13 protein-coding genes are annotated in these 13744 nt (G+C 45.8%); 12 read left to right on the forward strand and 1 reads right to left on the reverse strand.

The annotated features are described in order from the left end of the window. The 7 genes from A3763_RS02295 to lpxC form a co-directional block, all read left to right on the forward strand. The coding region (locus A3763_RS02295; RefSeq protein ID WP_304440774.1) for a glycosyltransferase at nt 1–566 on the forward strand (566 nt) is incomplete at its 5' end. Then, a complete protein-coding gene (gene murC / locus A3763_RS02300) occupies nt 559–2076 on the forward strand; it encodes a UDP-N-acetylmuramate--L-alanine ligase (RefSeq protein ID WP_082880344.1) in 1518 nt (505 codons plus the stop codon). The genes A3763_RS02295 and murC, both read left to right, overlap by 8 nt. Further along, nucleotides 2073–3044, forward strand: a complete 972-nt coding sequence (locus A3763_RS02305) for a D-alanine--D-alanine ligase (protein WP_068516364.1) — start codon at nt 2073–2075, stop codon at nt 3042–3044. Before murC ends, A3763_RS02305 begins: the two co-directional genes overlap by 4 nt. Beyond that, nucleotides 3045–3866 carry a cell division protein FtsQ/DivIB gene (locus A3763_RS02310; protein ID WP_068515626.1) on the forward strand — a complete coding sequence of 274 codons (822 nt, stop codon included), beginning with the start codon at nt 3045–3047 and terminating at the stop codon, nt 3864–3866. A 90-nt stretch (nt 3867–3956) separates the two neighbouring features. Then, nucleotides 3957–5192, forward strand: a complete 1236-nt coding sequence (gene ftsA / locus A3763_RS02315; protein ID WP_068516361.1) for a cell division protein FtsA — start codon at nt 3957–3959, stop codon at nt 5190–5192. 73 nt (nt 5193–5265) lie between these two features. Then, nucleotides 5266–6432: a cell division protein FtsZ gene (gene ftsZ / locus A3763_RS02320; protein WP_068516357.1), complete on the forward strand. Its 1167-nt coding sequence runs from the start codon at nt 5266–5268 to the stop codon at nt 6430–6432. A gap of 130 nt (nt 6433–6562) precedes the next feature. After that, a complete protein-coding gene (gene lpxC / locus A3763_RS02325; protein ID WP_068512462.1) occupies nt 6563–7474 on the forward strand; it encodes a UDP-3-O-acyl-N-acetylglucosamine deacetylase in 912 nt (303 codons plus the stop codon). Between the two features lie 50 nt (nt 7475–7524). Here lpxC and A3763_RS02330 read toward each other — a convergent pair whose 3' ends face one another. Next, on the reverse strand, nt 7525–7956 hold the full coding sequence (locus A3763_RS02330; protein ID WP_197482701.1) for a DciA family protein: 432 nt from the start codon (nt 7954–7956) through the stop codon (nt 7525–7527). Nucleotides 7957–8173: 217 nt separating this feature from the next. Between A3763_RS02330 and A3763_RS02335 the strand changes: the two genes are divergently transcribed. From A3763_RS02335 to secA, 5 genes are all read left to right on the forward strand, one after another. Next, nucleotides 8174–9106 carry a M23 family metallopeptidase gene (locus A3763_RS02335; RefSeq protein WP_068516356.1) on the forward strand — a complete coding sequence of 311 codons (933 nt, stop codon included), beginning with the start codon at nt 8174–8176 and terminating at the stop codon, nt 9104–9106. A 73-nt stretch (nt 9107–9179) separates the two neighbouring features. Then, nucleotides 9180–9680 (forward strand): type I-F CRISPR-associated endoribonuclease Cas6/Csy4, encoded by a 501-nt coding sequence (gene cas6f, locus A3763_RS02340; RefSeq protein WP_068633059.1) that lies wholly within the window; start codon nt 9180–9182, stop codon nt 9678–9680. A 104-nt stretch (nt 9681–9784) separates the two neighbouring features. Further along, nucleotides 9785–10009, forward strand: a complete 225-nt coding sequence (gene vapB / locus A3763_RS02345) for a type II toxin-antitoxin system VapB family antitoxin (protein WP_068553782.1) — start codon at nt 9785–9787, stop codon at nt 10007–10009. Next, entirely contained in the window at nt 10010–10426 is a 417-nt protein-coding gene (locus tag A3763_RS02350; RefSeq protein ID WP_068553783.1) for a type II toxin-antitoxin system VapC family toxin, read from the forward strand. 595 nt (nt 10427–11021) lie between these two features. Continuing rightward, the coding region (secA, locus tag A3763_RS02355; RefSeq protein ID WP_068759854.1) for a preprotein translocase subunit SecA at nt 11022–13744 on the forward strand (2723 nt) is incomplete at its 3' end.

Below are 13744 nucleotides of genomic sequence, written 5' to 3' on the forward strand. Positions count from 1 at the left end.
CAAGCAAAGACAGTGTTTCGAAATCTGGGCCGATCAGAGTGCTGGTGTTGGGTGGGAGCCTTGGAGCTGCCAGACTAAACGAAGTGCTCCCTGGTGCGATGAGCTCTTTGGGGGCAGAAATTAGACCGGAAATTTGGCACCAGACAGGGCGTAATAAGTCCGAAGGCGTGGCTGCAAGTTATGAAAAGTATGGTGTCAAAGCTCAGGTAAGTGAGTTTATTGATGATATGGCCGCAGCCTATCGCTGGGCTGACTTTGTGATCTGTCGAGCCGGTGCTTTAACCATATCTGAACTATGTGTGGCGGGCTTGGGAGCGATCCTCATCCCTTATCCTCATGCGGTCGATGACCACCAAACGCTCAATGCCCAGTATATGACCAAGGGCGGTGCGGCATGGTTATTAGACCAACAGGATTTGAGCGAGTCGACCTTGAGTGAGGTCTTGGCTCCTTTATTTAGTAAACCCGAGAGAATATCGATTTTGTCCGAGGCAGCAAGAAAATTAGCCAAAGCAGACGCAACAGAGAATGTAGCCAGTGAATGTAGGAGAGTCTGCTATGCCTGATAAACCAAATGCGAGTGTACTAAAGCATGCAGGAAGCATGGTATTGAGTGAAATTCCAGAGATGCGCCGTATCAGTCTGATCCATTTCGTAGGTATTGGTGGCGCGGGCATGTGCGGAATTGCAGAAGTGCTACGTAACCAGGGTTACCAAATCTCGGGTTCAGATTTAAATGAGTCAGCAGTGACAAAACGACTCGCTTCATTAGGAGTGAAAATCTATTTTGGGCATGATGCGGAAAATGTCGCACAAGCCGATGTAGTAGTGGTTTCTTCTGCGATTGATGAAAACAACCCGGAAGTGGCTGCAGCCAGAGAGCACCGTACGCCAATTGTTCCGCGAGCAGAAATGCTGGCTGAAATAATGCGTTATCGTCACGGTATCGCGATTGNGGGAACGCATGGCAAAACAACTACAACCAGTTTGATTGCATCGGTACTCGCCGAGGCAGGTTTAGACCCTACGTATGTGATCGGTGGTCGCTTAAATAGCGCGGGTACCAATGCAAGTCTGGGTGGGTCTCGATACCTGGTTGCTGAAGCAGATGAGAGTGATGCGTCATTCTTGCACCTTACACCGATGATTTCAGTGGTTACAAATATCGAAGCGGATCATATGCATACCTATGGTGGCGACTTCTCAAAGCTTAAACAGACCTTTGTAGACTTCCTTCATAACCTGCCGTTTTACGGTGCTGCGGTGATGTGTGTAGACGACCCAGTAGTAGAAGAAATAATGCCTCAGGTATCACGTGCCGTCCTTACTTATGGTGTGTCAGAAAGTGCGGATTATCGGGCGCATAATATTCGCCAAGACGGTATGCACAATCGCTTTACCGTACAGAGACCGGCGGGTATGAATGACCTGGATATCACGCTACAAATGCCGGGGCATCATAATGTTCTGAATGCACTGGCTGCTATCACTGTGGCGAGTGATGAGGGTGTTGAAGATGCCGCAATTCAAAGAGCCTTGGAAAGTTTCCAAGGGGTAGGGCGTCGTTTTCAGGTGTATGGCGACTACGCTGTTCAACGACAAGATACTGAAGCGAAGAGCGCTTCAAAAGTTATGTTGGTTGATGATTACGGGCATCACCCAAGTGAGGTGGAAGCGACACTCCAGGCGATTCGTGCGGGTTGGCCAGACAAACGATTGGTCATGGTTTTTCAACCGCATCGTTATAGCCGTACCAGTGACCTATATGAGGACTTCGTAAAAGTTCTCGCCAAGGTGGATGTGTTGCTCTTGATGGAAGTTTACCCCGCTGGCGAGACACCAATTCCAAGTGCTGATAGTCGCGCATTGTGCCGCAGTATTCGTCAGCGTGGTGGTGCTGAGCCAATTTATATCGATGGTGGTCACCAGGTAGATGAGGTAGTGCCGAACCTGGAAAAACTTTTGTCCACAGTGCTTCAAGACGGCGACTTATTACTTACTCAGGGGGCGGGTAGCGTCGGTCAGATAGCTATTCGTTTGTCGGAAGATGGCGAGTTGTTGGAGGCTTGTTCATGAGTTCAGTGGCGGACAAGCTAGGTAAAGTTGCCGTTATTATGGGAGGAACCTCGGCGGAGCGCGAGGTGTCTCTGAAAAGTGGTCAGGCTGTCCTGGATGGCTTGCTGCGTAAAGGTGTTGATGCCTTCAAACTGGATTTTGGTGGAGAGATTGAAGACCTGGTCAAACACATGCCTTTTGACCGGGCATTCTTAGCGCTTCATGGACGTGGTGGTGAAGATGGCACGATACAGGGTGTTTTAGAGACCCTGAATATTCCGTACTCCGGTAGTGGTGTAATGGGCTCTGCCATTGGCATGGATAAGACACGAACTAAGTACCTTTGGCAGGGGATGAATTTACCGACACCTAAGTTTAGTTATGTAGAGAAGTTGAACCCGGAAATGCTCACCCGCCTGGTTTCATTGATGGGTTTCCCGTTGGCAGTTAAACCTTCTCGTGAAGGGTCATCGATTGGTGTGTTTAAAGTAAATAATCAGACACAGCTGGAAGCCGCAGTAAGTAAGGCTCTGGAAATGGATGAGCAAGTGCTTTTGGAGCAGTGGATAGAAGGTGATGAATATACAGTTGGCTTGTTGAATGGTTCGCCATTACCGGTAATTGGCTTAAAAACCAGCCATACCTTTTATGACTATGAAGCGAAGTACGAGTCAGATTCTACACAATATTTATTACCCTCAGGCTTATCTGATGAAGAAGAGCAGAGTCTGGGGAATTTGGCGGAAAGAGCATTTAGTGCCTTAGGCTGTTCTGGCTGGGGGCGTGTCGATGTAATGCGCGATAGCAAAGGGCGCTTTTGGTTGTTAGAAGTTAACACCATACCAGGAATGACCAGCCATAGTCTGGTTCCTATGGCCGCGAAAGCTTCAGGTTTAGAGTTTGATGATTTGCTACTGGAAATACTGAAGTCAGCAGTGACAAACAAGCGCTTAAGCAAGAACAATAATAATGATAAAGGGGATAGTTAGATGGCACATAATGCTGCAATTCATGTAATGGGGCAGGGCGCTCAGTTGGCAGAAGGAAACGCTGTACGTGAAGAGACTGTTTTGGTGCTCAAGCGTGTTCTAACTGTGACGCTAATTTGTTTAGCGCTACTTGTATTACTGACTAAAAGAGACAGTCTGATACAAGTAGTTGACCACCCTATCTCATCGATCAAGGTAACAGGCGCGTTTTCTTATCTGAACGAAAGTGAAGTGACACAAGCGTTGAGTGGTTTAGTCGGCGCCGGATTTATAGCGACTGACTTAAAAGACGTTCAAACACGAGTAGAGGGCTTGGCCTGGGTTAACAGTGCGACTGTGAGTAGAGTCTGGCCGGGCGAAATCAAGCTGCTAATAAATGAACAAGTTGCGGTGAGTCAGTGGAATGACGGAGCGTTGCTCAATGCAGAAGGTGTTGTCTTTAAGCCTGCTGAACTAAGAAGTGATTTATTGGTTTTACCGCAACTGATCGGCAGTGAGCAGTTCAGTGCGTCGAAGAAAAATATGATGTATTCAACGCTCGGAGTACTACAGCAAGGCCTTAAAGAGTATGGCTTGGCTATTAGAGCGCTGGAATTGAAACCTAGAAATGTCTGGAATATGACCTTGAGTAATGGTGTGGCGGTCGCAATGGGTGAAATTAAGCTACAAGATCGCGAAGGGCAGCAGAACCTTGAAGCCAAGCTGGAACGAGTTGGTAAGGTTTTCAGCTCCAGAGCAAATATTGACGTGGCGAATATTAGCCGAATCGACGCTCGCTACCCGAACGGTGTAGCGATCAAGTGGCGATCCGGTAAAAAGTAAGAATTAGGAATGTGTTTGTGAGCCGGGCATCGGATGGCCTTAGGCTTCGCGAAAGCAAAGTTGGTACAAAAGTAACGTGGGAACACCAGAATGGCTGGCTCATTAGAAAATGAATTTACCGTGGGGTTGGATATTGGAACCTCCAAAATTGTTGCAATTGTTGGCAAGAAGAATAGTGAAGGACAGATCGAAATAGTTGGTATCGGTTCGCACCCTTCTCGTGGCTTAAAGAGAGGGGTTGTTGTCAATATTGAGTCAACAGTTAACGCAATTCAACGAGCTGTCGAAGAGGCTGAGCTGATGGCAGGGTGCCAGATTCACTCTGTCTATGCAGGAATAGCCGGGAGCCATATTCGCAGTATGAATTCGCACGGCATTGTTGCGGTTCGAGATCGAGAAGTTGTTCAGGCCGATATTGATCGTGTTATCGATGCTGCACAGGCTGTGGCAATACCAGCAGACCAGAAAGTGCTGCACATTCTCCCTCAGGAGTTTGTGATTGATAGCCAGGAAGGCATTAAAGAGCCTTTGGGTATGTCTGGTGTGCGTCTAGAAGCAAAGGTGCACTTGGTGACCTGTGCGGTTAACGCAGCTCAGAATATAGAAAAGTGTGTGCAGAAGTGTGATCTGGACGTTGATGACATTATTTTAGAGCAGTTGGCTTCAAGCTATGCGGTGCTCACTGACGATGAGAAAGAGTTAGGTGTCTGTGTTGTGGATATTGGTGGTGGAACAACCGACATCGCAATATTTACCGGTGGTGCGATTCGTCATACCGCAGTAATCCCGATAGCGGGCGACCAGGTGACGAATGATATTGCCATGGCACTGCGTACACCGACACAAAACGCGGAAGAGATAAAGATTAAATATGCCTGTGCCTTGACGCAATTGGCCGGTGCAGAAGAAACCATAAAAGTGCCTAGTGTTGGGGATCGCCCACCACGAGACTTGTCTCGGCAGGCATTGGCTGAGGTGGTTGAACCTCGCTATGAAGAGTTATTTACCTTGATACAGTCAGAGTTACGTAGAAGTGGCTTTGAAGATGTAATTGCCGCCGGGATTGTGTTAACGGGCGGGACGTCAAAGATGGAAGGCGTTGTTGAGTTAGCAGAAGAGATATTCCATATGCCTGTCAGATTAGCATCCCCGCAGGGTGTATCTGGTTTGGCGGATGTCGTCAATAATCCGATGTATGCAACGGGCGTTGGTTTATTGATGTATGGACTGAAGCAGAGGACAACGGATAGTGAGCCGATGATGAGGTCTGAGGGAGGCGAAAGTTTTATGGAAAAAATAAAAACATGGTTTACCGGCAACTTCTAAAAATTGCCTACAAAAACCAACAATACAAAGCAGCAACTAGCAGATTGAAAATATAATATTAGGAGAAAGAGTGATGTTTGAACTCGTAGAGAATGTTTCACAAAACGCAGTAATAAAAGTCGTTGGTGTCGGCGGTGGCGGTGGTAACGCAGTGCGCCACATGCTATCTGGCGATGTAGACGGTGTAGAGTTTATTTGTGCAAATACAGACTCACAAGCTCTAAAAGATCTAGAAAACAAAGCAGTTATCCAATTGGGTAGCACAATTACTAAAGGCCTTGGTGCAGGCGCGAATCCTGAGATTGGACGTCAAGCGGCTTTAGAAGATAAAGAGCGCATTGCGGAAACCCTAAAGGGTGCTGACATGGTATTTATTACTGCCGGTATGGGCGGCGGTACAGGTACGGGTGGAGCACCGATTGTGGCTGAAGTAGCGCGTGAATTAGGTATTTTGACGGTTGCTGTTGTGACTAAGCCTTTTCCTTTTGAAGGCGGCAAGCGTATGAAAATCGCTGAAGCAGGTTTGCAGGAACTGGCTGAGAATGTTGATTCCTTGATCACGATTCCAAATGAAAAACTGCTATCAGTTTTAGGTAAAAATACGACCTTGCTTGATGCATTTGGTGCAGCGAATGACGTACTTCAAGGGGCTGTTCAAGGTATTGCGGATCTAATTATCCGCCCAGGTATGATCAACGTTGACTTTGCAGACGTAAAAACAGTTATGTCTGAAATGGGCATGGCTATGATGGGTACCGGTTCAGCATCGGGTGAAGAGCGAGCTAAGGAAGCTGCAGAGGCTGCGATTAGAAGCCCGCTGCTAGAAGACATTAACCTTCAGGGTGCGCGTGGTATCTTGGTTAACATTACTGCGGGTGTTGACTTGAACTTGGGTGAGTTCTCGGAAGTGGGTAATATTGTAGAAGAATTTGCTTCAGACTCAGCAACAGTTGTTGTAGGTACGGTTATCGATCCTGAGATGACAGATGAACTAAAAGTAACAGTTGTTGCAACAGGTTTGTCAGCTGCAATGGATAAGCCGGTTAAGGTTGTTGACAATACGCCGACTAAAAAGGACGGTACGCTAGATTACGGTGAATTGGAGCGCCCAGCTGTAAGTCGCCGTCGTCCAAGCGTTGACCGCGTAGGTAATGCTGCGGTTGATACGAGCAAAACTGATGCGGCTCCAAGTGTTGATTACTTGGATATACCAGCATTTTTGAGGCGTCAAGCGGATTAATTATCCGCGCCTAATATTACATCTTGATGAATAGTTGAACGTTTTAGTTGGGAAATTCGGCGCATTCTGTTATTATGCGCCTGTTTTTTGACCAGTTCAGCAATTTATAAAGGTTGATAGAAATCAAAATATGATTAAACAGCGCACATTAAAGAATACAATTCGAGCCACTGGAGTGGGTCTTCATTCAGGTAAAAAGGTGTATTTAACGCTTATGCCTGCACCGATCGACTCAGGGATTGTGTTTTGTCGTACCGATTTGTCTCCAGCTGTGGAGATAGAAGCGCGTGCGGAAAACGTAGGTGAGACTTTGCTTTCAACAACGCTTGTTAAAGACGGCGTTAAAGTAGCGACTGTAGAGCATTTGCTTTCAGCCATGGCTGGTTTAGGTATTGATAACTGCCGTGTTGAGTTAAGTGCTGAAGAAGTACCCATTATGGATGGTAGTGCTGGTCCTTTTGTTTTTCTAATCCAGTCTGCGGGAATTGAAGAGCAAGAAGCGGCTAAGAAGTTTATTCGCATCACCAAAGAAGTGACGATCGAAGAAGACGGTAAGAAAGCGACGTTTGTGCCTTTTAATGGCTTCAAAGTTGGCTTTTCAATTGACTTTGATCACCCTGTTTTTCATCAGGGTACTCAAGATGCGGCGATTGATTTCTCGAGCACCTCGTTTGTAAAAGAAGTAAGCCGTGCCCGGACTTTTGGTTTTATGCGTGACTTTGAACGTTTGCAAGCAATGAATCTAGCTCAAGGCGGTAGTTTCGATAACGCAATTGTTGTTGATGACTACAAGGTCTTGAACGAAGATGGTTTGCGTTATGACGATGAGTTCGTAAAACACAAAATTTTGGATGCTATCGGCGACTTATACTTATTGGGCAATAGCTTGATTGGTGAGTTTAAAGGTTACAAGTCTGGTCATGACTTGAACAACAAGTTGCTGCGAAAACTCATCAAGGAAACCGATGCTTGGGAAGTGAATACTTTCGAAGACGCAAGTACAGCTCCAATTTCATATATGAAGCCAGTGTTAGCTGCTTAAGTGGCTGCATAAGAGAAAACCAGCGAGCCGGATATATTGATACTAATCTGCTAATCAGTATGTCTGGCTAACTGAAGTAAAATCTTTTTTAGTTTCAAATCATCAGTATGCTCAGCTTCTTCTCTTAGAATCTGGGCATTTTTTTTGCTTAAGTGTTTAGGTGTACTTGGCGTATCAATGGGTGCTTTGTTTGAAAATGCCCCTTTGGGTCGCACTTTGATTTTGATCTGCTCTATTCTCTCTGGGTGAATTTTTGCATTGAGCATAGATATCACCTGCTCTTGAGAGAAACGGAATTTGGTCATGAGCGCTGCAGACGAGCAGGTGAGGGTGAGCCTGCCTTGGCTAAAGGCGTTTATTTGAAACTTGCCTTTAAAAGCGCTTGGCAAGGTTTCGTCAAACAGAACTTCCAGCGACTTTCGGCTGGCGGCCTGTTTAATCAGAGACTGAAGATTGTTTGATTTCGCACTCAGTCTTTTCAAGCTGATTTTAGGGGCAAACTTTTGCTGCTTTGGTTGTCTCATAAACTTAAAAGTGTGACAGGCTAAATTGGCTTTGCTAAGTTCGGCGTGACAAGGCTCAAGAGCAAAGCGACTAGCGCTTGCAAAGAGCTTGATGCTTGGTCAAACTAGCGCAAATTGAGTCATGGAATGACATCATGGAATAGGGATATGCTAAAAGAACGATATAAGAAAAGCTATGAATATTATTTTTGTTGGTCGAAACCACGGAAAGTCTAAAACTTATCAGTTAGGAAATAAGCAGCTCGTCATTGTTGGTGCGCTATTTGTTTTTCTCATGGCCGTACTAGTGTTTTCGGGCTACCGTCTACAGACCTGGGTGGCCGGAGAAGCCGAGTCGACTTTAGATAAAGAAATAATTGTTGGTTGGCAGCAAGATATCAACGCACAAAAGAAACAAGTGACCAGGATTAAGCGAGCAGCTCAGGAAAAGGTTGATGCGCTAACCTTAAGAATGGGTGATATGCAGGCCAGACTGTTACGCCTTGATGCGCTTGGTCAAAGACTGACAGAAGTAGCGAAGCTAAAGAATGGCGAATTTGACTTCAGTGCGAGCCCTGCGCTAGGTGGCCCCACCGATGCAAAGCTGGGCGAGTCTTACGTGCTGCCAGGCATTGTTGAAAGTCTTGATCAGATTGACCGACAACTTACTGATAGTGAGCAGCAGCTAGAAGTGATTGACGCGCTGTTTGTTAGCCGCAAAACCCAAGAAGAATTATTTATTGCCGGCCGCCCCATTACCTGGGGATGGATGTCCTCAGCCTATGGCTACCGAACAGACCCTTTTTCAGGAAAGCGTGCCTGGCATGCCGGAGTAGACTTCGCAGGTAAGGAAGATAGTGACATCATCGCCGTTGCCTCGGGCGTCGTTACATACTCAGGTGACCGCTACGGTTACGGTAACTTAGTTGAAGTCAACCATGGTGGAGGCTTCACAACCCGCTATGCTCACTGTAAAGAACTCAAAGCAAAAGTAGGCGATATTGTCGACAAAGGCCAAGTGCTCGCATCAATGGGCAGCACCGGCCGCTCAACCGGCCCTCACGTGCACTATGAAGTACGCAAAAACGGCAAAGTCATTAACCCCAAGAAGTATATTCATCGTCGTTAGTAGTGCTTAGCTACAGGAACCCGGTATTAGTATCACCGAGCTAACTAAGTTTATATAGATAGGTGTGTTGATCATGGACGTCAGCGTTGATGCAAGGGTAAAGTTTCAGTTTATTGAAGTGTTATTGCAATGGGAAGGCAAGCTAACGACGCGGAAACTGATAGAGCAATTCGGTATCTCCCGTACTAGCGCTCAGAAATGGATCACCGAATACCGAAGCGCTGTTCCTCAAAACCTAGATCTCTATGACAGCAATGAAAAATGCCATCGTCCTAGTGATCAATTTCAACCTTGCTTTACTTCCGGAGAGCTTGAAGAATACCTTAGCTTTTTTGATGGTGGCTGGGTCAGCTCGCACTTGCAACTGATAGCGCCTCCAGTCAGAAATATCAAGCAGTATAAAGCCAAAATGTTTAACCAAAGCCTAGATAACCCATATGTTGAGTTAGTCGGTGGTTCTAATGGGGAAAAGCACAGACGTTTTATTGAGTTTGGCCCGGTAATGAATGAGCCTGTCTCAGGGAGCTTTAATCAGTTTGGCCTCTCAAAAAACGCAACCGTCCCCTGGTTTTAAACCCGTCGAATTAGGCGGGTTTAAATCGGCATATGCTTTACATATGCTTGTGCTGGGTGTAGCCTGATACTTAAGCAGTAGCTGTTATCGAGAGGAGAGTACTTATGAGAACCGTATCTATCTTTAAGAATGGCAAGAATCAGGCGGTTCGTCTTCCTAAAGACATGGAGTATGAAGGAGTGAGTGACCTGGAAATCGTAAAGGAAGGCGATACCATTATTCTTCGCCCTTCCAAGCCCAGCTGGTTGTCTTTAGCCGATACTGAGAAAGCGGATGACGATTTTCTGATTGAACGTGAAGATGTGATTGAAGACCAAGGACGGTTTTAAATGAAACAAACGTATATGCTGGATACCTGTATCTGCAGCTTTATCATGCGAGAGCACCCTGTTGTGGTGCTTAAGAAGCTACAAACCGTGTCAGAAAAGCATTGGATTGTTATTTCTGCAATTACCTATTCTGAAATGCGCTACGGTGCAATTAGTCGAAAAGCATCTCCAAAGGTCAATCAGTGGATTGATCAATTCATCACTAGGCTTGATGCTATCCTCCCTTGGGATGAAAAAGCAGTAGATTGTTCTGCGTTGGTTAAAAAGCAATTGAGTGAACTGGGCACACCTATCGGAGCAAACGATATAGCCATTGCAGGTCATGCGATGGCGGCGGGAAGTATTGTTGTGACAAATAATACTCGTGAATTTTGTCGTGTTGTGGGTTTGCGGGTTGAAGACTGGGTTGATTCTTAGTTTTTAATTGAAAATACGAAAATTTTCTGCTCTTTAACAAATTAATAAAATCAGTAAGTTACAACGTAGGTGGTTTTTTTGATGTTTTGGACCAAATTAACCTTACTTATTGTTGTAGCTAATTTTTTTCGCGTTAAACTACTGTTCACTGCCGCATAGGCAGCTTAGAAGTTTTAGGTGAATGGGGCGCATTGCCTGTTTATATTTACTACCGCACAGGTAGCATAGTAAGACTTCACTCGCTGTCGCCGAAGCCTTATCGAGTATTCACAATATTTAAAGGTAAAGCTTTTAGTTAACTAGAGCCTCAACCTCCAAAAACCTGACCCATTTCGCTATTTATCGACTTTTCTTTTGTTTTTCTCTTCTCTGCCCTTGTATTACTTCATCTCATACCCATTTTAGCCTTTGAGCCTGGTTTCAATTCACTGTAGACTTGAACTTATTTTTTCAACAATAATCAGGGATCGCTGTTTCATCTTTGGCTTATCACGCCGAACGTGACCATTAGAAATCAATGTGCGGGCGCATTCTATAGAATAGCGCTCTGTCTGCAGAGCTCTCAATTAACAAGATACGAATATAGAAGATCATTATGTTTTCATCAGCAATGACCAAGATTTTTGGTAGTAAGAACAAGCGCGAACTCAAGAGAATGAGAAAGGTCGTCACGAAGATAAACGCTTTGGAAGAGGATCTTTCCAAACTAGATGATGAAAGCTTAAAAGCTAAAAGTGCAGAGTTTAAGAAGCGAGTTGGTGAGGGTGAGAGCCTGGATCAGATTTTGCCTGAAGCTTTTGCAGTGTGTCGTGAGGCTGGTAAGCGTGTCTTATCTATGCGTCATTTCGATGTTCAGTTGATTGGTGGTATGACGCTGCACGAAGGTCGAATATCAGAGATGAGAACTGGTGAAGGTAAAACGCTGGTAGCAACCTTGGCTGTATACCTTAATGCTCTGGAAGGTAAGGGTGTGCACGTTGTGACCGTGAACGACTACCTTGCAAAGCGTGACTCCAAATGGATGGAGCCACTCTATAACTTTTTGGGCTTAAGTGTTGGTGTTGTCTATGGTGGCCAGCAGCCAGATGAAAAGAGAGCAGCTTACCAGTCAGACATCACCTATGGTACTAATAACGAGTTTGGTTTCGATTACTTGCGTGACAATATGGCCTTCAATCTTGAAGGTAAGTATCAGCGTGGTCTGAACTTTGCGATTGTCGATGAAGTTGATTCGATCCTGATTGATGAAGCGCGTACGCCTTTGGTTATATCTGGCGCAGTTGAGGACAGTTCCAAGCGTTATAAGCAGATTAATGCTTTGGTACCGATGCTGAAGAAAGCGGAGGTAGGTGAAGACGATAAGCCTATTGATGACGGTCACTTCACAATTGATGAAAAATCGAAAAATGTCGATTTGACTGAAGCGGGTCATACCTATCTTGAAGGACTCTTAATTGAGCATGGCGTGCTGGAAGAGGGCGATAGCCTTTACGCTGCGACTAACCTGAACATACTGCACCACGTCTATGCCGCTTTGCGTGCGCATTACCTATATGTGAAAGATGTCGATTATATCGTTCAGAATAAGCAAATTGTTATTATCGATGAACATACCGGCCGAACCATGGCTGGTCGTCGTTGGGGCGAAGGTTTGCACCAGGCGATAGAAGCTAAAGAGAATGTTGCAATTCAGGCTGAAAGCCAGACTTTGGCTTCAACCACCTTCCAGAACTTCTTCCGAATTTATTCGAAACTGGCTGGTATGACGGGTACGGCGGATACCGAAGCATTCGAGTTCCAGCAAATTTATGGTTTGGATGTTGTCGTTATTCCGACAAACAAAGAGATTCAGCGAATTGATCATAACGACCTGATCTATCTGACGCAGGAAGAAAAATACCAAGCGATCATTGATGAAGTAAAAGCTGTGGTTGCGCAAAAGCGCCCGATACTAGTGGGTACTGCATCTATTGAATCATCTGAATTTTTGTCTGCATTACTTAAGAAAGCAGGCATTAAGCACAGTGTATTGAATGCGAAGCAGCATGCTCAAGAAGCTCAGATCGTTGCGCAAGCCGGTTTGCCGGGTGTTGTAACCATTGCGACGAACATGGCTGGTCGTGGCACGGATATTGTTCTGGGTGGTAATTGGGAAGCTGAAATTAAAGCATTGAAAGACCCAAGTGATGACAAGATCGCTAAAATCAAAGCTGACTGGGAAGTACGAAATAAAGCCGTACTTGAGGCAGGCGGGTTGCATATTTTGGGTACCGAACGTCACGAGTCTCGTCGAATCGATAACCAGCTTCGTGGACGATCTGGCCGTCAGGGTGACCCAGGTAGTACCCGTTTCTTCTTGTCTTTAGAAGATAACTTGATGCGTCTGTTTGCCTCGGATCGTGTACGTAACATCATGCAAGCCTTGGGTATGGACAAAGGTGAGGCCATCGAGCACAAGATGGTGAGTAATGCGATTGAAAAGGCTCAGCGTAAAGTAGAAGGCCGTAACTTTGATATTCGTAAGTCCTTACTGGAATACGATGATGTGGCGAACGATCAGCGTAGTGTGATTTATGAGCAGCGTAACTCGGTGATGGAGTCTGATGATATTTCAGATATCGTTGCAGCGATTCGCGAAGAAGTTGTTGATGATACGATCAGTCGCTTTATTCCACCGCAAAGCCTAGACGAGCAGTGGGATATCGCCGGGCTTGAAAGCCATCTTGACTCAGAGTTTGCGGTTAAACTCCCCGTACAAGAATGGTTGGATAGTGACGATAGCTTGCACGAAGAAACCTTGCGAACCAAGATTATTGAAGAGATCGTTAAAGTTTACAAAGAGAAAGAAGAGACGGCGGGTGCGCAGTCTATGCGTAACTTCGAGAAACAAGTGTTTCTACATATTCTTGATACGCTTTGGAAGGAGCACTTGGCATCAATGGATGCATTACGTCAGGGTATCCATCTACGCAGCTACGCTCAGAAAAACCCTAAGCAGGAATACAAGCGAGAAGCATTTGTTCTATTTGAATCGATGCTGGGCAATTTGAAAAATGACGTGGTACGTGTGACCAGTCACGTGAAGATTCAGACTCAAGACGAGGCTGAAGAGCTAGAGCGACGCAGACAGCAAGAGCTAGAACAGCAATTGGGCCGGGCAAAGACTGAACATGCAGATGCCAATGCAGCCGGTAGTGAAGGTGGCTCGGCTCCGGCGGCTGAAGAAAAGCAGGCCCCTGTGACGCGAGAAGGCCGTAAAGTAGGGCGTAATGAGCCTTGCCCATGTGGCTCGGGCAAGAAGTATAAGCAGTGCCACGG

The sequence above is a fragment of the Oleiphilus sp. HI0128 genome, assembly GCF_001635365.1.

What these genes read in the sequence shown, in the direction of transcription:
- cas6f (WP_068633059.1), top strand. Translation starts at nt 9,180, where the DNA reads ATGGACGTCAGCGTTGATGCAAGGGTAAAGTTTCAGTTTATTGAAGTG.
- A3763_RS02310 (WP_068515626.1), top strand. Translation starts at nt 3,045, where the DNA reads ATGGCACATAATGCTGCAATTCATGTAATGGGGCAGGGCGCTCAGTTG.
- ftsA (WP_068516361.1), top strand. Translation starts at nt 3,957, where the DNA reads ATGGCTGGCTCATTAGAAAATGAATTTACCGTGGGGTTGGATATTGGA.
- lpxC (WP_068512462.1), top strand. Translation starts at nt 6,563, where the DNA reads ATGATTAAACAGCGCACATTAAAGAATACAATTCGAGCCACTGGAGTG.
- A3763_RS02305 (WP_068516364.1), top strand. Translation starts at nt 2,073, where the DNA reads ATGAGTTCAGTGGCGGACAAGCTAGGTAAAGTTGCCGTTATTATGGGA.
- ftsZ (WP_068516357.1), top strand. Translation starts at nt 5,266, where the DNA reads ATGTTTGAACTCGTAGAGAATGTTTCACAAAACGCAGTAATAAAAGTC.
- A3763_RS02335 (WP_068516356.1), top strand. Translation starts at nt 8,174, where the DNA reads ATGAATATTATTTTTGTTGGTCGAAACCACGGAAAGTCTAAAACTTAT.
- A3763_RS02350 (WP_068553783.1), top strand. Translation starts at nt 10,010, where the DNA reads ATGAAACAAACGTATATGCTGGATACCTGTATCTGCAGCTTTATCATG.
- vapB (WP_068553782.1), top strand. Translation starts at nt 9,785, where the DNA reads ATGAGAACCGTATCTATCTTTAAGAATGGCAAGAATCAGGCGGTTCGT.